Annotated in this window: 14 protein-coding genes; 8 read left to right on the top strand and 6 right to left on the bottom strand. The window is 56.5% G+C overall.

Features of this window, described 5'->3' with window-relative positions; all coding sequences use genetic code 11:
* Positions 1 to 3: 3 nt before the first annotated feature.
* A complete protein-coding gene (gene glpQ, locus G9X48_RS08880; RefSeq protein WP_007869508.1) occupies positions 4 to 1,062 on the top strand; it encodes a glycerophosphodiester phosphodiesterase in 1,059 nt (352 codons plus the stop codon).
* 90 nt (positions 1,063 to 1,152) lie between these two features.
* Here the strand turns inward: glpQ and yfaE are convergent, their stop codons facing one another.
* The 4 genes from yfaE to ubiG form a co-directional block, all read right to left on the bottom strand.
* Positions 1,153 to 1,407, bottom strand: coding sequence for a class I ribonucleotide reductase maintenance protein YfaE (yfaE, locus tag G9X48_RS08875; RefSeq protein WP_004387471.1), 255 nt, complete (start codon positions 1,405 to 1,407; stop codon positions 1,153 to 1,155).
* Between the two features lies 1 nt (position 1,408).
* Positions 1,409 to 2,539 carry a class Ia ribonucleoside-diphosphate reductase subunit beta gene (nrdB, locus tag G9X48_RS08870; protein WP_004387472.1) on the bottom strand — a complete coding sequence of 377 codons (1,131 nt, stop codon included), beginning with the start codon at positions 2,537 to 2,539 and terminating at the stop codon, positions 1,409 to 1,411.
* A gap of 173 nt (positions 2,540 to 2,712) precedes the next feature.
* Positions 2,713 to 4,998, bottom strand: coding sequence for a class 1a ribonucleoside-diphosphate reductase subunit alpha (gene nrdA / locus G9X48_RS08865; protein WP_007869505.1), 2,286 nt, complete (start codon positions 4,996 to 4,998; stop codon positions 2,713 to 2,715).
* Between the two features lie 352 nt (positions 4,999 to 5,350).
* On the bottom strand, positions 5,351 to 6,082 hold the full coding sequence (gene ubiG / locus G9X48_RS08860) for a bifunctional 2-polyprenyl-6-hydroxyphenol methylase/3-demethylubiquinol 3-O-methyltransferase UbiG (protein ID WP_007869503.1): 732 nt from the start codon (positions 6,080 to 6,082) through the stop codon (positions 5,351 to 5,353).
* Positions 6,083 to 6,241: 159 nt separating this feature from the next.
* Between ubiG and gyrA the strand changes: the two genes are divergently transcribed.
* Both gyrA and rcsC read left to right on the top strand, forming a co-directional pair.
* The gene (gyrA, locus tag G9X48_RS08855; RefSeq protein ID WP_012124178.1) at positions 6,242 to 8,878 is read left to right on the top strand and encodes a DNA topoisomerase (ATP-hydrolyzing) subunit A; all 2,637 of its coding nucleotides are present in this window, start codon (positions 6,242 to 6,244) and stop codon (positions 8,876 to 8,878) included.
* Positions 8,879 to 9,063: 185 nt separating this feature from the next.
* Positions 9,064 to 11,913 carry a two-component system sensor histidine kinase RcsC gene (rcsC, locus tag G9X48_RS08850; protein ID WP_007869490.1) on the top strand — a complete coding sequence of 950 codons (2,850 nt, stop codon included), beginning with the start codon at positions 9,064 to 9,066 and terminating at the stop codon, positions 11,911 to 11,913.
* A 170-nt stretch (positions 11,914 to 12,083) separates the two neighbouring features.
* Here rcsC and rcsB read toward each other — a convergent pair whose 3' ends face one another.
* Together rcsB and rcsD are read right to left on the bottom strand one after the other, a co-directional pair.
* Complete coding sequence (gene rcsB, locus G9X48_RS08845) at positions 12,084 to 12,734, bottom strand: response regulator transcription factor RcsB (RefSeq protein ID WP_007676706.1); 651 nt, start codon at positions 12,732 to 12,734, stop codon at positions 12,084 to 12,086.
* 16 nt (positions 12,735 to 12,750) lie between these two features.
* Entirely contained in the window at positions 12,751 to 15,423 is a 2,673-nt protein-coding gene (gene rcsD, locus G9X48_RS08840; protein WP_208091275.1) for a phosphotransferase RcsD, read from the bottom strand.
* An 818-nt stretch (positions 15,424 to 16,241) separates the two neighbouring features.
* Between rcsD and G9X48_RS08835 the strand changes: the two genes are divergently transcribed.
* From G9X48_RS08835 to G9X48_RS08815, 5 genes are all read left to right on the top strand, one after another.
* Complete coding sequence (locus G9X48_RS08835; RefSeq protein WP_004387479.1) at positions 16,242 to 17,381, top strand: porin OmpC; 1,140 nt, start codon at positions 16,242 to 16,244, stop codon at positions 17,379 to 17,381.
* Positions 17,382 to 17,477: 96 nt separating this feature from the next.
* Positions 17,478 to 18,509: an FAD:protein FMN transferase ApbE gene (apbE, locus tag G9X48_RS08830; protein ID WP_007869472.1), complete on the top strand. Its 1,032-nt coding sequence runs from the start codon at positions 17,478 to 17,480 to the stop codon at positions 18,507 to 18,509.
* A gap of 72 nt (positions 18,510 to 18,581) precedes the next feature.
* Complete coding sequence (gene ada, locus G9X48_RS08825) at positions 18,582 to 19,646, top strand: bifunctional DNA-binding transcriptional regulator/O6-methylguanine-DNA methyltransferase Ada (protein WP_038879993.1); 1,065 nt, start codon at positions 18,582 to 18,584, stop codon at positions 19,644 to 19,646.
* Positions 19,646 to 20,290: a DNA oxidative demethylase AlkB gene (gene alkB / locus G9X48_RS08820; protein ID WP_038879996.1), complete on the top strand. Its 645-nt coding sequence runs from the start codon at positions 19,646 to 19,648 to the stop codon at positions 20,288 to 20,290. Before ada ends, alkB begins: the two co-directional genes overlap by 1 nt.
* A gap of 78 nt (positions 20,291 to 20,368) precedes the next feature.
* Positions 20,369 to 22,015: a multidrug ABC transporter permease/ATP-binding protein gene (locus G9X48_RS08815; protein ID WP_038879999.1), complete on the top strand. Its 1,647-nt coding sequence runs from the start codon at positions 20,369 to 20,371 to the stop codon at positions 22,013 to 22,015.
* Positions 22,016 to 22,059 lie beyond the last annotated feature (44 nt).

Raw genomic sequence — 22,059 nt, 5'->3', positions numbered from 1 at the left:
CCGATGAAACTGAAAATGACGCTGGCGGCGCTGGCGATTGGCGTAATGTCGGCAAGCGCGCTGGCGGCGGATAAACTGGTGATCGCGCATCGCGGTGCCAGTGGCTACCTGCCGGAGCACACGCTGCCTGCCAAAGCGATGGCCTATGCGCAGGACGCGGATTACCTTGAGCAGGATCTGGTGATGACCAAAGATGACCAGCTGGTGGTGCTGCATGACCACTACCTGGATCGCGTCACCGACGTGGCGGAGCGCTTCCCGGACCGCGCGCGTAAAGATGGTCGTTACTACGCGATCGATTTCACGCTCGCGGAGATCAAATCGCTGAAATTCAGCGAAGGCTTCGAGCTGGAAAATGGCAAAAAGGTGCAGACATTCCCCGGCCGCTTCCCGATGGGCAAATCCGATTTCCGGGTGCATACCTTTGAAGAAGAGATCGAGTTTGTGCAGGGGCTGAATCACTCCACCGGTAAAAACATCGGTATTTACCCGGAGATCAAAGCGCCGTGGTTCCATCATCAGGAGGGGAAAGACATCGCCCTTAAGGTGCTGGAAACCCTGAAAAAATATGGCTACACCACGAAGCAGGATAAGGTCTATCTGCAATGTTTCGATGCCAACGAGCTTAAGCGCATTAAAAATGAGCTGGAGCCGAAACTCGGAATGGATCTGAAGCTGGTGCAGCTTATCGCTTACACCGACTGGAACGAAACCCAGGAGAAACAGGCCGATGGCAAATGGGTAAACTATCGCTATGACTGGATGTTTAAACCGGGTGCCATGAAGCAGATTGCGCAGTACGCCGATGGCATCGGGCCGGATTACCATATGCTGGTGGCAGAAGGCTCGACCAAAGACCACGTGACGCTGACCGATATGGCGAAAGAAGCGCACGCCAGCCATTTGCAGGTGCACCCGTATACGGTGCGCGCCGACCAGTTGCCGGTGTATGCCACGGACGTGAATCAGCTTTATGACGTGCTGTATAACAAGGCGGAAGTGGACGGGCTGTTTACCGATTTCCCGGATAAAGCGGTGAGTTTTTTGAAAGATAATCGCTGATATTGCCGGGTGGCGGTTTCGCCTGATCCGGCCTGGTAGTATGGTTTGCCAGGCCGGGTAAGCGTCGCGCCACCCGACAATACGGCGTTGTTACATCTCAATCTCAATATCGCCCTGCGGTTTACAGCAGCAGGGCAAAATCTCGCCTTCCTGAATAAACGCCAGCGGTTTGGTCAGCCACTGCACCTGGCCTGCGACCAGTTTGCAGCGGCACGAGCCGCAGTAGCCTTCGCGGCACTGATACTCTACCGTCACCGCGTGTGACTCCAGCGCCGCCAGCAGGGAAGGGTGCTCGTCCGGGCACGACAGCTCGGTGCCCGTCACGCGAAGCGTAATACGACCCATATCAGAGCTGGAAGCTGCTCAGATCGTCATGGTCGATTTCAGAATCGATCTGGCCGACCAGATAAGAGCTCACTTCCACTTCCTGCGGCGCTACCTGCACGTTATCAGACACCAGCCAGGTGTTAATCCACGGAATCGGGTTGGAGCGGGTTTTGAACGGCAGATCCAGACCAACAGCCTGCATACGGATGTTGGTGATGTACTCAACGTACTGGCACAGAATATCTTTGTTCAGGCCGATCATGGAGCCGCCCTGGAACAGATATTCCGCCCACTCTTTCTCCTGCTGCGCCGCCAGCACGAACAGGTCATAGCACTCCTGTTTGCACTCTTCAGCAATCGCGGCCATTTCCGGATCGTCTTCGCCGCTGCGCATCAGGTTCAGCATGTGCTGGGTGCCGGTCAGGTGCAGCGCTTCGTCGCGGGCAATCAGGCGGATGATTTTCGCGTTGCCTTCCATCAGTTCGCGCTCGGCGAAGGCGAAAGAGCAGGCGAAGCTGACGTAGAAGCGAATCGCTTCCAGCGCGTTGACGCTCATCAGGCACAGGTAGAGCTTTTTCTTAAGCTCGTGCAGGTTCACGGTCACGGTTTTGCCGTTGACGCTGTGAGTGCCTTCGCCCAGCAGGTGCCAGTAGCTGGTCATCTCGATCAGATCGTCGTAGTAGTGCGAGATGCCTTCGGCGCGCTTTAAGATCTGCTCGTTGGTGACGATGTCGTCAAACACCACCGCCGGATCGTTGACGATATTGCGGATGATGTGGGTGTAAGAGCGCGAGTGGATCGTCTCGGAAAACGCCCAGGTTTCGACCCAGGTTTCCAGCTCCGGGATGGAGATCAGCGGCAGCAGCGCCACGTTCGGGCTGCGGCCCTGGATGGAATCAAGCAGCGTCTGGTATTTCAGGTTGCTGATGAAAATGTGTTTTTCATGCTCCGGCAGCGCCTGGAAATCGATGCGGTCGCGGGAAACGTCCACTTCTTCAGGACGCCAGAAGAATGACAGCTGCTTTTCGATAAGCTTTTCGAAAATTTCATATTTTTGCTGATCGTAACGCGCCACGTTGACCGGTTGGCCAAAAAACATGGGTTCAAGAAGCTGGTCGTTTTTCGTCTGTGAAAATGTGGTGTAGGCCATGACGTAGATCCTGTCTGCAAACAATATCGGCTGTTGACGGTGGGTGCGCTTCGCGTACCCGCCCTACGGCCAACGGTTCGGCTGTTAAGGGTTCGGCTGTAAATGGTGGGTGCGCTTTGCTTACCTACCCTACAGCCTTAACAACAAGAGGGCGGGTTTCCCCGCCCTGCGTGTTAGATTTTACATGCGCCGCTTTCGCAGCCGTCATCCTGAATGGATGGCGCCAGGTCGTCCTGGGCATCTTCCGCGCCATCGCGGGTGTTCTGATAATACAGCGTCTTCACACCGAGCTTATAAGCGGTGAGCAGGTCTTTCAGCAACTGCTGCATCGGCACTTTGCCTGACGGGAAGCGTGTCGGATCGTAGTTGGTGTTGGCAGAAATCGACTGGTCGATGAATTTCTGCATGATGCCCACCAGCTGCAGATAGCCGTCGTTGCCCGGCATTTCCCACAGCAGTTCGTACTGATCTTTGAGCTGTTCGTAGTCCGGCACCACCTGACGCAGGATACCGTCTTTCGACGCCTTGATGCTGATGTGGCCGCGCGGCGGCTCAATGCCGTTGGTGGCGTTGGAGATCTGCGAAGAGGTCTCGGACGGCATCAGCGCGGACAGCGTGGAGTTACGCAGGCCGTGCGTCTTGATCGATTCGCGCAGGCTTTCCCAGTCGTAATGCAGCGGCTCGCTGGCGATCGCGTCCAGGTCTTTCTTGTAAGTGTCGATTGGCAGAATGCCTTTGCTGTAGGTGGTTTCATTGAACCACGGGCACGCGCCTTGCTCTTTCGCCAGTTCGTTAGAGGCTTTCAGCAGGTAGTACTGAATCGCTTCGAACGTTTTGTGCGTCAGATTGTTGGCGCTGCCGTCGGAGTAACGCACGCCGTGCTTCGCGAGATAGTAAGCGAAGTTAATCACGCCGATGCCGAGAGTACGACGGCCCATCGCGCCGCGTTTAGCCGCCGGAATCGGGTAATCCTGGTAATCCAGCAGGGCGTCCAGCGCACGAACTGCCAGCGTAGAAAGCTCTTCCAGCTCGTCCAGGCTCTCAATAGCGCCCAGGTTGAAAGCAGACAGGGTGCAGAGCGCGATTTCGCCGTTTTCGTCGTTCACATCATCCAGCGGTTTGGTCGGCAGCGCGATTTCCAGGCACAGGTTAGACTGACGCACCGGCGCGACAACCGGATCGAACGGGCTGTGGGTGTTGCAGTGATCCACGTTCTGGATGTAGATACGGCCGGTAGAGGCGCGCTCCTGCATCATCAGCGAGAACAGCTCAGACGCTTTAATGCGCTGTTTGCGGATGCTCTCGTCCTGTTCATAACGGGTGTACAGGCGTTCGAACTCGTCCTGATCGGCGAAGAACGCGTCATACAGGCCCGGCACGTCGGACGGGCTGAACAGCGTGATGTCTTCACCTTTCAGCAGGCGCTGGTACATCAGCTTGTTGATCTGTACGCCGTAGTCCATGTGACGCACGCGGTTCGCTTCGGTACCGCGGTTGTTTTTCAGCACCAGCAGGCTTTCGACTTCCAGATGCCACATCGGGTAGAAGAGGGTGGCCGCGCCGCCGCGAACGCCGCCCTGCGAGCAGGATTTCACGGCCGTCTGGAAATGTTTGTAGAACGGAATGCAACCGGTGTGGAACGCTTCGCCGCCGCGGATCGGGCTGCCGAGCGCACGGATGCGGCCCGCGTTGATGCCGATACCGGCGCGCTGGGAAACGTATTTCACGATGGCGCTGGAGGTGGCGTTGATGGAATCCAGGCTGTCGCCACACTCGATCAGTACGCAGGAGCTGAACTGACGGGTCGGGGTGCGCACGCCGGACATGATAGGCGTCGGCAGCGAAATTTTAAACGTGGAGACCGCATCGTAGAAACGCTTCACGTAATCCAGACGGGTTTCGCGCGGGTAGTTAGAGAACAGGCACGCCGCCACGAGAATGTAGAGGAACTGCGCGCTTTCGTAGATCTCACCGGTAACGCGGTTCTGGACCAGGTATTTCCCTTCAAGCTGCTTCACGGCGGCGTAGGAGAAGTTCATATCGCGCCAGTGGTCGATAAAACCGTCCATCTGCGCAAACTCTTCTTCGCTGTAATCCTGCAGCAGGTGGTGGTCATATTTACCCAGCTCCACCATCTTCACGACATGGTCGTACAGTTTCGGCGGCTCGAACTGACCGTAGGCTTTTTTGCGCAGGTGGAAAATCGCCAGGCGCGCGGCCAGGTATTGATAGTCCGGCGCGTCGCGGGAGATAAGATCCGCCGCCGCCTTGATGATGGTTTCATGAATATCGGAGGTTTTGATGCCGTCGTAGAACTGAATGTGAGAACGCAGCTCTACCTGGGAGATGGAGACGTTATGCAGACCTTCCGCAGCCCAGTCCAGAACACGATGAATTTTATCCAGGTTAATGCGTTCCTGGCTGCCATCTCGTTTTGTTACCAGCAGACTCTGATTCATGGGTAATACCTGTCCGTGAAATCCGTGAAATAGAAATATCCCCCGCTTATCCACAAGTGACTAACTCTGTGGATAAATACTATATATAGGGGGTTTGAGATAAGTGAAACGCTATATGGTGAGTATTCTAGTCCGGATTCTTTTGAGAACAAGCCTTGATTTCGGTGTTAATTTGCGGTTGCAAAATCTCGAAATTAAGTAAGTCCTCATCACATAAGGCCTTGAGGGCTTGTCAAGGCGGCAGGAAAAAAAATGAAAATTTGATCGAACGCTGATTTCCTGGTCAGGAAAGAAATGGCGCAACAGAACGTTGCGCAATTTTTAATACGAAAAGCTTCTGACAGGACGGTTTTCAGACAGGTTTTTTAGCCTGTGTATGCAACATATAGTTAACATCAACGCCCGGCGCGAGCTTAAAGCGGTTGGTCAGCGGATTGTAGTGCAGACCGATGATATGACGCTCTTCCAGCGGTGTTTCATCCACCCAGCCCAGCAGTTCGGAAGGGCGAATGAACTTTTTGGCATCGTGCGTGCCTTTGGGCACCATGCGCAGCACATATTCTGCGCCTACCACCGCCATCAGCCAGGATTTGGCGTTGCGGTTAAGCGTGGAGAAAAAGACGTGGCCGCCGGGCTTTACGAGTTGAGCGCAGGCCTGCACCACCGAGCGCGGGTCCGGCACATGTTCGAGCATCTCCATGCAGGTCACGACGTCATAGGCGCCGGCATGCTGCGCGGCGTGTTCTTCCACGGTCTGCTGAACATAGTTAAGCTCAACGCCGCTTTCCAGCGCGTGCAGACGCGCCACCGCCAGCGGCTCCGCGCCCATATCGAGCCCCGTGACGTTCGCGCCTTCGCGCGCCATACTCTCTGAGAGAATGCCGCCGCCGCAGCCGACATCCAGCACTTTTTTCCCGAACAGGCCACCGGCGCGTTCGGCGATATAGCCAAGACGCAGCGGGTTAATGCGATGCAGCGGTTTAAATTCCCCTTCAGTGTCCCACCAGCGCGAAGCGACAGCTTCAAATTTGGCGATTTCTTCTAAGTCTACGTTGTGCGCAACGGGCGGTTTTTCAGCATTCATGGACGCCTTTACTCCTTTCTTCGCAAGAGCGTCGAGTATAACAGGCGTTAGTAGGGAATAAAGCGGCCTGACGGGGCTATTCGGTTTACCGAACAGGCCGCGGCTGTGTTATAATTTGCGACCTTTGAATCCGGGACACAGTAGAGGGATAACGGTCAGATGAGCGACCTTGCCAGAGAAATTACACCGGTCAACATTGAGGAAGAGTTAAAGAACTCCTATCTGGATTACGCGATGTCGGTTATTGTCGGCCGCGCGCTTCCGGATGTCCGAGATGGCCTCAAGCCGGTACACCGTCGCGTACTTTACGCCATGAACGTGTTGGGCAATGACTGGAATAAAGCCTACAAAAAATCCGCCCGTGTCGTTGGTGACGTAATCGGTAAATACCATCCCCACGGTGATTCCGCCGTCTACGATACCATTGTACGTATGGCTCAGCCGTTCTCGCTGCGCTATACGCTGGTGGATGGTCAGGGCAACTTCGGTTCTATCGACGGCGACTCCGCCGCGGCGATGCGTTATACGGAAATCCGTCTGGCGAAAATCGCCCATGAACTGATGGCCGACCTCGACAAAGAAACCGTTGATTTTGTCGATAACTATGACGGCACGGAAAAAATCCCGGACGTCATGCCGACCAAAATCCCGAATCTGCTGGTAAACGGGGCTTCCGGTATCGCGGTCGGGATGGCGACCAACATTCCGCCGCATAACCTGACGGAAGTGATCAACGGCTGCCTCGCCTATATCGATGATGAAGATATCAGCATCGAAGGGCTGATGGAGCACATCCCCGGCCCGGATTTCCCGACTGCTGCCATCATCAATGGCCGTCGCGGCATTGAAGAGGCGTACCGCACCGGGCGCGGCAAAATCTACATTCGCGCGCGCGCGGAAGTAGAAGTCGATCCGAAAAACGGCCGCGAAACCATTATCGTGCACGAAATTCCGTATCAGGTGAACAAAGCGCGCCTGATCGAGAAAATCGCCGAACTGGTGAAAGAGAAACGCGTCGAAGGCATCAGCGCGCTGCGCGACGAGTCTGACAAAGACGGTATGCGCATTGTTATTGAGATCAAACGCGACGCCGTGGGCGAAGTGGTGCTCAATAATCTCTATTCCCAGACGCAGCTGCAGGTGTCTTTCGGGATCAACATGGTCGCGCTGCACCACGGTCAGCCGAAGATCATGACGCTGAAAGAGATTCTGGCGGCGTTTGTTCGCCACCGCCGTGAAGTCGTGACCCGCCGCACCATCTTCGAACTGCGTAAAGCCCGCGAGCGCGCGCATATCTTAGAAGGTCTGGCGATTGCGCTGGCCAATATCGATCCGATTATCGAGCTGATTCGCCGCGCGCCGACCCCGTCGGAAGCGAAAGCGGGCCTCATCGCGCAGGCGTGGGAGCTTGGCACCGTTTCTGCGATGCTGGAGCGCGCCGGTGATGACGCCGCGCGTCCGGAGTGGCTGGAGCCGGAGTTTGGTATTCGCGATGGCAAATACTGGCTGACCGAGCAGCAGGCGCAGGCGATCCTCGATCTGCGTCTGCAAAAGCTCACCGGCCTTGAGCATGAAAAACTGCTCGACGAGTACAAAGAGCTGCTGGAGCAAATCGCTGAGCTGCTGCATATCCTCGGCAGCGCTGACCGCCTGATGGAAGTGATCCGCGAAGAGCTGGAGCTTATCCGCGACCAGTTTGGCGACGAGCGCCGCACTGAAATCACCGCCAACAGCGCCGATATCAACATCGAAGATTTGATCAACCAGGAAGATGTGGTGGTCACCCTGTCTCACCAGGGCTATGTGAAATATCAGCCGCTGACGGATTACGAAGCGCAGCGCCGCGGTGGTAAAGGCAAATCCGCCGCACGTATTAAAGAAGAAGACTTTATCGACCGCCTGCTGGTGGCCAACACCCACGATACGATCCTCTGCTTCTCCAGCCGTGGCCGTCTCTACTGGATGAAAGTTTACCAGTTGCCGGAAGCGAGCCGTGGCGCGCGTGGACGTCCTATCGTCAACCTGCTGCCGCTGGAAGCGAACGAGCGTATCACCGCGATTCTGCCGGTACGCGAGTATGAAGAGGGCGTTAACGTCTTTATGGCGACCGCGAGCGGCACCGTGAAGAAAACGGCGCTGACCGAGTTCAGCCGTCCGCGTACCGCCGGTATCATCGCGGTGAACCTGAACGAAGGCGATGAGCTTATCGGCGTCGACCTGACCGCAGGTAAAGACGAAGTCATGCTGTTCTCCGCGCAGGGCAAAGTGGTGCGCTTTAAAGAAGACGCGGTGCGTCCGATGGGCCGTACCGCCACCGGCGTGCGCGGTATTCGCCTCGGCGAAGGCGACAGCGTTGTGTCGCTTATCGTGCCGCGCGGCGAAGGCGCTATCCTGACCGCCACCCAGAACGGTTACGGCAAGCGTACCGCGGTGGAAGAGTACCCGACCAAGTCGCGCGCGACGAAAGGGGTTATCTCCATCAAGGTGACCGATCGCAACGGGCCGGTGGTCGGCGCGGTGCAGGTCGATGACGCTGACCAAATCATGATGATCACCGATGCCGGTACGCTTGTGCGTACGCGCGTGTCGGAAATCAGCGTGGTAGGCCGTAACACTCAGGGCGTTATCCTCATCCGCACCGCGGAAGATGAAAACGTGGTGGGTCTGCAGCGTGTCGCCGAGCCGGTGGATGACGAAGAGCTCGACTCCATCGACGGCAGCGTGGCGGAAGGCGATGACGACATCGCGCCGGAAACCGACGCCGACGACGATGCGGTGGACGACGCAGACGAGTAATCGTCGCGCGGCTTTCGCACACCGTGTTTTGCCTTATGAAAGGGCCGGTCTGACCGGCCCTTTCTTTTTGCGGCGCAGGCTGCTCTGAATATCGCCGGATAAGCGCGTTGCCGTTGCGGCACAAGGGTTTTGCGGCTACCTTAACGGCATTCCTTTTTCTTACCTCACGGCTGGCTGGTGCCCCCTTGAAATACTTCGTCTCTTTCCGCTCGACGCTTAAAGTGTCTCGCTATCTTTTCCGGGCGCTGGCGCTGCTGCTCTGGCTGCTTATCGCCCTGTTTTCGGTGTTTTACATCGTAAGCGCGCTGCATGTGAAAGAGTCGGAAATTCGTCAGGAATTTAACCTGAGTTACGATCAGGCGCAGCGCTATATTCAGCGCACGTCTGATGTGATGAAAGAGCTGAAGTATGTAGCTGAAAACCGGCTGGAAAATATCGATGCGCTGATGAAAAGCGGGCGTGGGCAAAATGATGCGCTGAACGCGCCGTCGTTTGTGCCGCTGTTTTCCGATTCCGACTGTAACTCGCTCGGGACGAGCTGGCGCGGCTCGTTGCAATCACTCTCCTGGTTTTTGCGCTACTGGCACGATAACTTCTCCGCCGCTTATGATTTAAACCGCGTGTTTCTGATAGGCTCCGATAACCTCTGCATGGCGGATTTTGGTCTGCGTGAGATCCCGCTTGAGCGCGACAAAACCCTGCAGGCGCTGCATGAGCGCATCATTAAATATCGCAACGCGCCGCAGGACGAACGTAGCAACAGCTTGTTTTGGGTATCGGCTGGCCAGCGTCCTGGTATCGGTAACTTCTATTCGCTGACGCCAGTCTACCTGGCGAACCGCCTGCAAGGGTTGCTGGGTATTGAGCAGACCATCCGCATTGAAAATTTCTTTACGCCCGGCAGTATGCCAATGGGTGTGACGATTCTCGATGAAAACGATCGGCCGCTCTTTTCGCTTACCGGTTCGGAAACCAACCTTGAGCCGAATGGCGAGTGGGAGCAGGAGCGCGCGTGGTTTGGCTATACGTCTGGCTTTAAGCAGCTGATTCTGAAAAAGAGCCTGCCGCCGTCGTCGCTTAGCATTGTCTATTCCGTGCCGGTCGATCTGGTGCTGGAGCGCATCCGGATGCTTATCCTCAACGCCGTGCTATTGAATGTGCTGGTGGGGATTGTGCTGTTTACGCTGGCGCGCATGTATGAGCGACGCATCTTTATTCCGGCGGAAAACGACGCCCAGCGCCTGGAAGAACATGAGCAGTTCAACCGTAAAATCGTTGCCTCCGCGCCGGTCGGGATCTGTATTCTGCGCACCCAGGACGGAACCAATATTATCTCCAACGAGCTGGCGCATAACTATCTGAACATGCTGACGCATGAAGACCGCCAGCGGCTCACGCAGATTATCTGCGGGCAGCAGGTGAATTTCGTCGACGTGCTCACCAGCAACAACACCAACCTGCAAATCAGCTTCGTGCATTCGCGCTATCGCAATGAAAACGTGGCGATCTGCGTGCTGGTGGATGTCTCGGCGCGCGTCAAAATGGAAGAATCGCTGCAGGAGATGGCCCAGGCGGCCGAGCAGGCGAGCCAGTCGAAATCGATGTTCCTGGCGACCGTCAGCCACGAGCTGCGCACGCCGCTTTACGGGATTATCGGTAACCTCGATCTTCTGCAAACGCAGGAGCTACCGAAAGGCGTCGATCGTCTGGTGACGGCGATGCATAACTCTTCAAGCCTGCTGCTGAAAATCATCAGCGATATTCTCGATTTCTCTAAAATCGAATCGGAACAGCTCAAAATCGAGCCGCGCGAGTTTTCACCGCGCGAAGTGATGAGCCATATCACCGCCAACTATCAGCCGCTGGTGGTGCGTAAACAGCTCGGCCTCTACTGCTTTATCGAGCCAGACGTGCCGATGTCGCTGCTGGGCGACCCGATGCGACTGCAACAGGTGATCTCCAACCTGCTGAGCAACGCCATTAAATTCACCGACATCGGCTGCATTATTCTGCATGTCGGTACTCAGGGCGATTATCTCTGCTTCCGCGTGCGCGACACCGGTGTTGGCATTCCGGCGAAAGAGGTCGTGCGGCTCTTCGATCCGTTCTTCCAGGTGGGAACCGGCGTGCAGCGCAACTTCCAGGGAACGGGGCTTGGGCTCGCTATCTGCGAAAAACTCATCAACATGATGGACGGCGATATTTCGGTCGATACCGAGCCGGGTATGGGCAGTCAGTTTACCATCCGCATTCCACTCTGGCAGGCGCAGCTGCCGCCGAAGCCCAACGTCGACGGGCTTTCCAATAAGCGCTGCTGGCTGGCGGTATGCAACGCGTCGCTGTGCGAATACTTGCAGGGCCTGCTCTCGCGCAACAATATCCGCGTACAAAATCATCACGGCGAAACGCCGGATAAAGACGATATCCTGATTACCGACGATGAAAACTGCGTCGAGTGGCAGGGCAGAGGGGTTATCTTCTTCTGCCGCCGGCATATCGGAATGCCGGTGGAGCGCAGTCCGGGCGTCTGGATGCACAGCGTCGCCGCACCGCATGAACTTCTGACGCTGCTGGGGCGTATCTACAGCATTAATGTCGACGTGCCGGGCAGCGAGCCTGTACTGCCTGCGTCCTCCACCAGCGCCGAACAGAACGAAGATATGATGATTCTGGTGGTGGATGACCACCCGATCAACCGCCGACTGCTGGCCGATCAGCTCGGTACGCTGGGTTATCAGTGCCGTACCGCGAATGACGGCGTGGACGCGCTCAATGTGCTCAGCAAAAACCATATCGATATCGTATTAAGCGACGTCAACATGCCGAACATGGACGGTTACCGCCTGACGCAGCGTATTCGCGAGCTTGGCATGACGCTGCCGGTTGTGGGCGTGACCGCTAACGCGCTGGCGGAAGAGAAACAGCGCTGCCTGGAATCCGGGATGGACAGCTGTCTGTCTAAACCGGTGACGCTGGATGTGCTGAAGCAGACGCTGGCGGTGTATGCCGACCGGGTTCGCAAGACGCGCGGTTAATCGTAACGCGCGCCCTCATGCATGAGCGGCGCGCGATGGTTTACCCGTGTGAGAATTAAAACCCATAGCGCGTCATCATTAGCGGCATTGATTGATTGTGTAAAAATGGCAGGAAAAGCAGGGCGGGAAACGGCGTTGTGTCCCTGCCCGGCGGGCAGGGACAGCAGGAATTACTCTTTATCCGCAGGCGTCAGGCTTACGGAAGAGAGGTAGTTCAGCAGCGCGATATCGTTATCCACGCCGAGCTTCATCATCGCCGATTTCTTCTGGCTACTGATGGTTTTAATACTGCGGTTCAGCTTCTTGGCAATTTCAGTTACCAGGAAACCTTCGGCAAACAGACGCAGTACTTCGCTCTCTTTCGGCGACAGGCGTTTATCGCCATAGCCGCCTGCGCTGATCTTCTCAAGCAGACGAGAGACGCTTTCCGGGGTAAATTTCTTGCCTTTTTGCAGCGCGGCCAGCGCTTTCGGCAGGTCTGTCGGCGCGCCTTGCTTAAGAACAATCCCTTCGATATCGAGATCTAACACGGCGCTCAGAATGGCCGGGTTATTGTTCATCGTCAGCACGATAATAGATAAGGTCGGGAAATGGCGCTTAATGTATTTAATAAGCGTAATGCCGTCGCCGTATTTATCGCCCGGCATGGAGAGGTCGGTGATAAGGACATGCGCGTCCAGCTTCGGCAAATTGTTAATTAATGCTGTGGAATCTTCGAACTCACCGACAACATTCACCCACTCGATTTGTTCAAGAGATTTGCGAATGCCGAACAGAACAATCGGATGGTCATCGGCAATAATTACGTTCATATTGTTCATGTATTAGGCTACCTTGCTACAGCAGGCTCTTGACGTAAACGTCAATGTCGCTGATATATTTTTCTATGGCTGTGGCATCCTTCTCGCGAATAAGATGCTCCAGTGTTTCACATAACTGTTTGCCGGGAACCAGATTCAGCATAGCGAACACCCCCTTCAGGCGGTGCGCCGTCTGCGCCAGCGCAGCAAAATCGCCGGCGGACGATTCAGTATACAATCTCTGAACATCATCCGGTACCGTATCGACGAACAGCGCATAATAGCCGCTGGCATGAAGCTGCGCATTTTCATCGCCGCCCATTGGAGATTCAGGAATATCTTCCTGCGCCAGTTGCTCTTCAATTAGTTGTAGCACTGCTTCCTGCATTGCGTGACTAATATTAAAGTTGACGCGCAGCTGTCCTGGTCCGATGCGTCGTACGCCGGCCTCATCATCGCTTAAAAGCAGGCCGTTGGCAGTAAGATTAGACGGATTATCAGTCAAAAATATATCGTACTCTTGACTTGATAATCTTTCGTCCGGCGTGATGCAGGACGCGCCCCACTGTTCGAGCTGGCGCACCACCACATTACGAACTTCGTTCGACGTAATATCGATCATCGCGATAACGTCATCCAGCAGCCGCTCGTCGCTCTCTTCGGTCTCCAGCGGCTCCACCGGCATCGTCACGTGCAGTGAATAGCGCGTACCCAGCTCTTTGCGGGCTTTGATATTCAGATGACCGCCGAGGCGGCGCGCCAGCTGGTTGCACAGATAGAAGGTGAGGCCGTTAGCTTTGCCGAACTGATCGTTAGAGGTGTCGTTCAGGAACGGGAAGTGCAGGTTATCGATTTCGCTGTTGCTGATGCCTTCGCCGGTATCCAGCACGCGGAACAGCAGACGCTCGCGCGCGCCTTCTTCCGCCATAATCTCAAGCGTAATCTTGCCAATCTGCGTGGTGGTGACGGAGTAGTGCAGCAGCATCAGCAGCACTTTACGCAGCGCCTCGCGATCGCCGTGGCGCTCTTCATTAGCGGCAAGCTGGTTATTAATCAGCAGTTGTAACCCCTTACGCTTGATGACCGGCAGCACTTCCGGGACCACTTCGTCAATCAGCTCCTGAATGGTGAAGTCGGTAGGCGTCGGGCGCCAGAAATCCGCCTCCAGCTGATTCACCAGCTGAATTTCATCCACCAGGCGCGCGATGCGCTCGGCCTGCTCGGCAAGCACCTGGCTTTCCGGTGCTTCAATCAGCGCCGCCTGATGCGCCAGCTGTTGCGTCGGCTCTTTCAGCGCCGCGCCGATATTCTGCATAAACGCCGAGCGGCCCTGCTGGTTTTTCTCATACAGACGCTGCGCCTGCTTAAGCTTTTTGTTCACCAGAATTTCACGATCCTGATCGCGAATAATGAAAATCTGGGTGCGCGGCACCACCTGGCTTCGGAACAATCGGATCTCATAGAGCTCGTTATTGACTGTCGCCTGAATAATGCCCTGATGCTGATCCGCCATTGACGTGATGTTTTGCAGATTCAGGTGCGGCAGCAGGTGGTCGGCGATTTTGTTGCTCATGATAGTGCGGCTGGATTCCTGGTCGTGCACCAGTAACCCCAGCGGCAGCACGCTCAAAATCTCTTCGTTCAGCGCACGCAGCATTTGCAGCTCAGCATTATTCGCGCTGTTGGTAACGGCCTCCACCGGGCGACTCGGCTGGTGGCGGAAGGTGGTATAACCAAACAGCGCCAGCGCAAGCAGGCCGATGTTGAGCAACAGCGGCAACAGGATATTTTGCAGCGTTTCCATCAGCAGAGAGCCGAACGGCACTTCCCAGATGATGCGCAGCTGTGTGCTGGTCAGCGCGGACGAGATCTCAATGCGGTTGCTGTTGAAATTAATAGTGACGCTGTCCGGATCGTCTTTATTCTGCCCTGTAAGCGCGTTCTGGCTGCTGTCTGGCTCAAGGCGGAAGCTCTCAAGCGGCATGCCAGGCGGGATCAGATCGTTAATCGGCACGTCGAACGCAACCACCGTCGCCAGATGGCCCGGCTGGTTAAACGTGGTGCGCAGGGTGAAATAGTAACCGTTCTGCCAGGCGAGTTTGCGCAACGGAGAGAAGCTCTCGCGCTCATCCAGCGCGTTCGCCTGCTGAAGCATCTCGGCGCGGCGCGAATCGGCGATCGCGTTAATGGAATTCTCTTTAAAACCGGCGGAGAGATCTTTTAACGGCAGCGTGGAGACCAGGATCATGCTGTTGTCCTGGCCATTGAGATAATACATCGACCACGGTGCGCGTTCCGCGCCCCACAGCGTGTCGAGATAACTTGAAATCCGCTGCGTCATATCGAGCGTCGAACTGTCGTGCGAGCCGAAAATCAGCGCTTCGGTTTTGCGGTGCGGCTTTTCCAGATAATAGACATCCTGGCGCAGGCGCGTTTCCTGTAAGCCTTCGCCGTTCTGGCCTGCGGCGCTGGCACCGATGTTGTCATAAATCTGCCAGGTGGCGTAGCGGTAGGTATCCACCCGTTTATGCAGCGCGTGGGAGATATCGACTATCTGGTAGCTCTTGTCTTTCAGCCAGGCGTTGACGGCGCTCTGGACCATCACGCCCATCGTCACCAGCAACACCACAATCAGTAAAAGGAAGAAACGGGTAATACTGCCCGGCATAAGGGAAAATTTATTGGGGATCATTGCGTCTGGCTGACTCATTATTGTGCGTAATCCACCGGCCTGCGCCGTGTAAAGAAAAGAGAACCGTGCTGCGCCGGCGGCAGCTATCCATTTTTTTGCCTTTTGTCCTGCAACGTCGCGGTGAAACCAGCGCGCGACGCCCGTAGCACAGGGCTTATCGGGGCGAGAACCGTCTTCTTTAACAGTATCGCAAACAATGAAGTATAAAGCGAAACGTATGATTTACCAGATGGTGAGAACGGTCTGAAACTGCGGCATACGTGGCTTTCGACCGCGTCAGGACGGTGCCCTATTGAGTGAAGATAACGGGGAGGATAATTTGCTGGCGAACAAAATAACGGCAATATGATTAATTAATAGTCGTTAACTTTACGCTAATTTACCCGGAAATAGTTGAAACTGAAATTTCAGGCAAAAAAATGCCGGATGCGAGCATCCGGCGGTAATAGGGGTAAAACGAACATTCAGATCTGAATGACGGTAATAAATAAAGTTAATGATGATAGCGAGAGTTATTTTAGTGGACTCTTCTTATTTGGTTTTGGCATTCAGTGCGGTAAATAATCTGAATGGTAATCTCTTTGATTTTACTGGATTAATTGTGTTTTCTTGATAATTAGTGCGAATTTATTTAGCGATTAGTGCGGAAAAAAGTTCCCTTTCATTAATACTTTTTTACATTTTGTAGGCATTATGAAACACCTAAAAAGTTTTCGTATCATATTCCTGTTGGATTATTCGGCTCCGGTTTCGGACAATGGATTTGCCCGCTAGTTCCCTGAATTAGTGAGCAGTGGCAATAATAATATAAAGGCATATAACAGAGGGTTAATATAATGAAAGTTAAAGTTCTCTCCCTGCTGGTCCCGGCTCTGCTGGTTGCAGGCAGCGTAAATGCGGCAGAAATCTATAATAAAGACGGCAACAAATTAGATCTGTTCGGTAAAGTTGACGCTGAGCATTACTTCTCTGACGACAAAGGCGCTGACGGCGACCAGACCTACATGCGTATCGGCTTCAAAGGCGAAACCCAGGTTAACGATCAGATCACCGGTTACGGCCAGTGGGAATATCAGATTCAGGGCAACACCGCTGAAAACGACAACCAGTCATGGACCCGTGTGGCGTTCGCTGGCCTGAAATTCGGTGACGCAGGTTCTTTCGATTACGGTCGTAACTACGGCGTTATCTATGACGTGACCTCCTGGACCGATGTTCTGCCGGAATTCGGCGGCGACACTTACGGTGCGGACAACTTCCTGCAGTCTCGCGGCAACGGCATCGCGACCTACCGTAACACCGACTTCTTCGGTCTGGTTGACGGCCTGAACTTTGCCCTGCAGTACCAGGGTAAAAACGGCAGCGTTTCCGGTGAAAACGACGCCACTGGCGGTCGCAGCCTGCTGAAACAGAACGGCGACGGCTACGGCATGTCTCTGACCTACGATCTGGGCGAAGGCTTCAGCGTAGGCGGCGCGATGGCCACTTCCAAACGTACTGCTGACCAGAACGCCAGCAATGCTGCCCTGTTCGGTGAAGGCGACCACGCCGAAGTTTACTCCGGCGGCCTGAAATACGACGCGAACAACATTTACCTGGCAGCGCAGTACTCCCAGACTTACAACGCAACCCGTTTCGGTACCTCTAACGGCGATCGCAGCGACATCTACGGTTTTGCTGACAAAGCGCAGAACTTCGAAGTGGTTGCACAGTACCAGTTCGACTTCGGCCTGCGTCCGTCCGTGGCTTACCTGCAGTCCCGCGGTAAAGACATCGCCAACAAAACCACCGGCGAATCTTTCGGCGACCAGGATCTGCTGAAATACGTTGATGTTGGCGCGACTTACTACTTCAACAAAAACATGTCCACCTTCGTGGATTACAAAATCAACCTGCTGGATGACAACAAATTCACCCGTCAGGCTGGTATCGGCACGGATGACGTCGTAGCGGTAGGCCTGGTTTACCAGTTCTAATCCCCGACCTGATGTGCAAAAGGAGCCTGCGGGCTCCTTTTTTTATGTCTGAAGAAAATAGGGTAACCTGTCGCCGCCGTTACAGAGGAGAAACGTGTGAAATTATTGGCTTTACGAACCCTGCTGCTGACTGCCGCTTTGATGGTTGCCGGTTGTGACAACGCCCCGCAGGCGCTGGTGCTGGAAGGCAAAACGATGGGGACGTCGTGGCGCGTCAGCCTGGCGGACGTTGATGCAGCGCGCGCAAGCGAACTGCGTGAGAAAATCCAGGCGCGCCTCGACGCCGACGACCGGCTCCTCTCTACCTGGAAGGACGACTCCGCGCTGATGCGTTTTAATCATGCCCGCACCACGGCGCCCTGGCCGGTCGATGAGGCGATGGCCGATATCGTTACCGAATCGCTGCGCGTTGGCGCAAAAACCGACAACGCGATGGATATTACCGTCGGGCCGCTCGTTAATCTCTGGGGCTTCGGCCCGGATAAACAGCCGGTGAAAACGCCGGATCAGGCGCAGATCGACACTGCCCGCGCGCGCACCGGCCTGTCGCACCTGAAAGTTATCAACGGTGCCGGGCAGCAGTGGCTGCAAAAAGATCTGCCCGACCTGTATGTCGATCTTTCCACCGTTGGCGAAGGTTACGCCGCGGATCATCTGGCGCGCCTGATGGAAGAAGAGGGCATCAGCCGCTATCTGGTGTCGGTGGGCGGCGCGCTCGCAAGCCGCGGCATGAACCCTGGCGGGCAGCCGTGGCGCGTGGCTATCCAGAAGCCAACCGACCAGGAAAACGCCGTCCAGGCGGTGGTGGATATTAACGGCCACGGCATCAGTACCTCCGGCAGCTACCGCAACTATTATGAGCTTGACGGCAAACGCCTGTCGCACGTGATTGACCCCGCGACCGGGCGGCCCATCACGCATAAGCTGGTCTCGGTAACGGTGATTTCGCCAACCGCGCTGGAAGCGGACGCCTGGGACACCGGGCTGATGGTGCTCGGCCCGGAAAAAGCGAAAGCGGTGGCGCTGCGTGAGAAGCTCGCGGTCTATTTGATCACCCGCGAGGGCGACGGCTTCGCGACCTGGATGTCGCCGCAGTTCGCAGGCTTCATTGATAAAACCGAAAATTAAAAAGCAAGAAGATGCGTTTTCACAGGCGGCTGGTCGGGCAAACTCACGCTAACCTGTAAGAAGGAGAGCGCCATGAACGTAGCAGATTTTACCAGCGAGCACGCCCGCTGGCAGGCGGTGGAAAGCCGCGACGCGCGTGCCGATAACGCTTTTGTCTTTGCGGTGGTGACCACCGGGATTTTCTGCCGCCCGTCGTGCCGGGCGCGCAGGCCGCTTCGCGAAAACGTGCGTTTTTACGAAGATGCCAGCGCCGCCAGCGCGGCAGGTTTTCGCCCCTGCAAACGCTGCCAGCCGGCAGGGCTCACGCCGCAGGCGCAAAAAGCGCAGCGTATCGCAGCGGCCTGTCGGCTCATGGAACAGAGCGACACGCCGCTGACGCTTGCAATGCTTGCCGAAAGCGCCGCCATGAGCCCGTATCATTTTCATCGTGAATTCAAAGCGATTACCGGCATGACGCCCAAAGCCTGGCAAAATGCGCTACGCGCGCAAAAACTCCAGGCGGCGCTGCGTGGCGGCATGAGCGTTACGGATTCGCTCTGGGAGGCCGGGTTTTCCTCCGGCAGCGCGCTCTACCGCGACGCCGACCGCGCACTTGGCATGCGACCGGGGCAGTACCGGCGCGGCGGCGAACAGACTGCGATTCGCTACGCCATCGCGCCCTGCGAGGCGGGGTTATGTCTGGTGGCGACCAGCGATCGCGGACTCTGCGCGGTGCTGCTGGCAGATGACGCCGCGGCGCTTGAAGCGGAGCTGGCGACCATTTTCCCGCATGCGGAGCGTCTCGCGCCGGATAACACTTTCCGTGCGCAGGTGGCGCAGGTTATTGCGTGGCTCGATGCGCCACAGGGCGAACTGGCGCTGCCGCTCGATTTACGCGGCACCGCGTTTCAGCTGCGCGTCTGGCAGGCGCTACAGTCGGTGCCGCCCGGCAGCACGATAAGCTATCAGGCGCTCGCGGAGCGTACCGGCAATCCGCAGGCGGTGCGCGCTGTCGCCAGCGCCTGCGCGGCCAACAAGCTCGCTATCGTGGTGCCGTGTCACCGGGTGGTGCGCCGCGACGGGGCGCTCTCCGGCTACCGCTGGGGCGCTGACCGTAAGGCGCGGCTGCTCGCTCGCGAACGTGAACAGGAGAAATAATGCTCGATCTTTTTGCCGATGCCGAACCCTGGCAGGAGCCGCTCGCCGACGGTGCGGTGGTGCTGCGCCGTTTCGCGCTCGCCTCTGCGCCCGCGCTGATGGCGGGCATTGAGGCCGTCGCGGCCCGTTCGCCGTTTCGCCATATGGTGACGCCCGGCGGTTATACCATGTCGGTGGCGATGACCAACTGCGGGGAGGTGGGCTGGAGCACCAACCAGAAAGGCTATCTTTACGCCCAGGTCGACCCGCAAACCGGCGCGCCGTGGCCCGCGATGCCGGATGCCTTTCGCACGCTGTGCGACGCGGCCGCGAGCGCGGCGGGCTACACCAGTTTCACGCCGGACGCCTGTCTTATCAACCGCTACGCGCCGGGCGCGAAGCTGTCGCTGCATCAGGATAAAGACGAGCCGGATCTGCGCGCGCCGATTGTGTCCGTTTCGCTTGGGCTGCCCGCCGTGTTTCAGTTCGGCGGCCTGAAACGTAACGATCCGCTAAAGCGTCTGTTGCTTGAGCATGGCGATGTGGTGGTGTGGGGCGGGCCGTCGCGGCTGTTTTATCACGGTATACAGCCGCTCAAGCCCGGCCAGCACCCGGCGACCGGGGAATATCGCTACAATCTTACCTTCCGCCAGGCGCGTGGATAAAAATAAGAATTATTCTTGATGTGACCGCGCAGCCGTTTAAACTGCTCGCTGTTTTCACAGCCTGAGTCATGTTTATTTATGGAACTTCTGCGTCTCGTCTGGCGCCAGTATCGCTGGCCGTTTTCTCTGGTGCTTGCGCTGAGCCTCGCCAGCGCGGCGCTCGGCATCGGGCTTATCGCCTTTATTAATCAACGCCTGATTGCCACCGTCGAGCTTAGCGCCTCGGTGCTGCCGGAGTTTCTCGGCCTGCTGGTGCTTTTGATGGCGGTGACGCTCGGCTCCCAGCTGGCGCTGACCATGCTCGGCCACCACTTCGTCTACCGGCTGCGTGGTGAATTTATCAAACGCATTATGGATACGCCGGTCGGGCAGATAGAAAAGCTCGGCAGCGCCACGCTGCTGGCAGGGCTGGCGAGCGATGTGCGCAATATCACCGTCGCGTTTGTGCGCCTGCCGGAGCTGGTGCAGGGCGTTATTCTGACGCTCGGCAGCGCCGCCTACCTCGGCTGGCTGTCCGGCAAAATGCTTGTGGTAACCGCGCTGTGGATCGCGGTGACAATGTGGACAGGCTATCTGCTGGTGCAGCGGGTCTATAAACACCTCTCCACGCTTCGTGAAGTGGAGGACAGCCTGTATGACGATTTCCAGATAGTGCTGGAGGGGCGCAAAGAACTGGCGCTTAACCGCGAGCGCGCAGAGTACATCTTCGATAAGATCTACACGCCGGACGCGCAGCGTTACCGCGAACAGATTATCCGCGCCGATACGTTCCATCTGAGCGCCGTTAACTGGTCGAATATTATGATGCTCGGCGTAATTGGCCTGGTGTTCTGGATGGCGAACGGGCTTGGCTGGGCCGATACCACCGTCGCGGCTACCTATTCGCTGGCGCTGCTATTCCTGCGCACGCCGCTGCTCGCGGCGATGGGGGCGCTGCCGCCGCTGCTCTCCGCCCAGGTGGCGTTTAACAAACTCAAACAGTTTCAGCTCGTGCCTTATGAGCCGGCCTTTGAACGCCCGGCGCGCAATGACCACTGGCAGCAGCTGGAATTACGTGACGTCACGTTTACCTATCACGACGGCAGTTTCAGCGTGGGGCCGATTAATCTCACTATCCATCGCGGCGAGTTGCTGTTCCTGATTGGCGGCAACGGCAGCGGCAAATCGACGCTCGCGATGCTCTTAACCGGGCTGTATGAACCCGCATCCGGCGAAATCCTGATCGACGGTAAACCGCTTTCCGCAGGTGACATGGCCGCGTACCGCCAGCATTTTTCGGCGGTATTCACCGATGTCTGGCTGTTTGACAAACTGCTCGGCCCTGGCGGCAAAGAGGCGGACCCGGCGCTGGTGGAAACCTGGCTTCATCGCCTGAAAATGGTCAATAAGCTGACGCTTGAGAACGGCAAAATCCTCAACCTGAAACTCTCGAAAGGGCAGAAAAAGCGCGTGGCGCTGCTGCTGGCGCTGGCGGAAGGGCGCGATATCATCCTGCTTGATGAATGGGCCGCCGATCAGGACCCGCATTTCCGCCGCGAGTTTTATCAAGTGCTGCTGCCGCTGATGAAAGAGATGGGTAAAACCGTGTTCGCCATCAGCCATGACGATCACTATTTCATTCATGCTGACCGGCTGCTGGAGATGCGCCAGGGCGTGCTGTCCGAACTGACCGGCGACGAGCGCCAGCTCGCGAGCCGCGACGTGCTGGCGCGCACCGGCAGTTAAGCCGCGCGCATCAAAAAGGCGGAAACGGTCTTCCGCCTTGCAGA

It is taken from the genome of Cronobacter sp. HA18006 (assembly GCF_011605445.1).
Taxonomy (GTDB): Bacteria; Pseudomonadota; Gammaproteobacteria; order Enterobacterales; family Enterobacteriaceae; genus Cronobacter; species Cronobacter sakazakii.
Note: the sequence above shows the minus strand (reverse complement) of the source record. Positions and strands in the feature narration are given on the sequence as shown.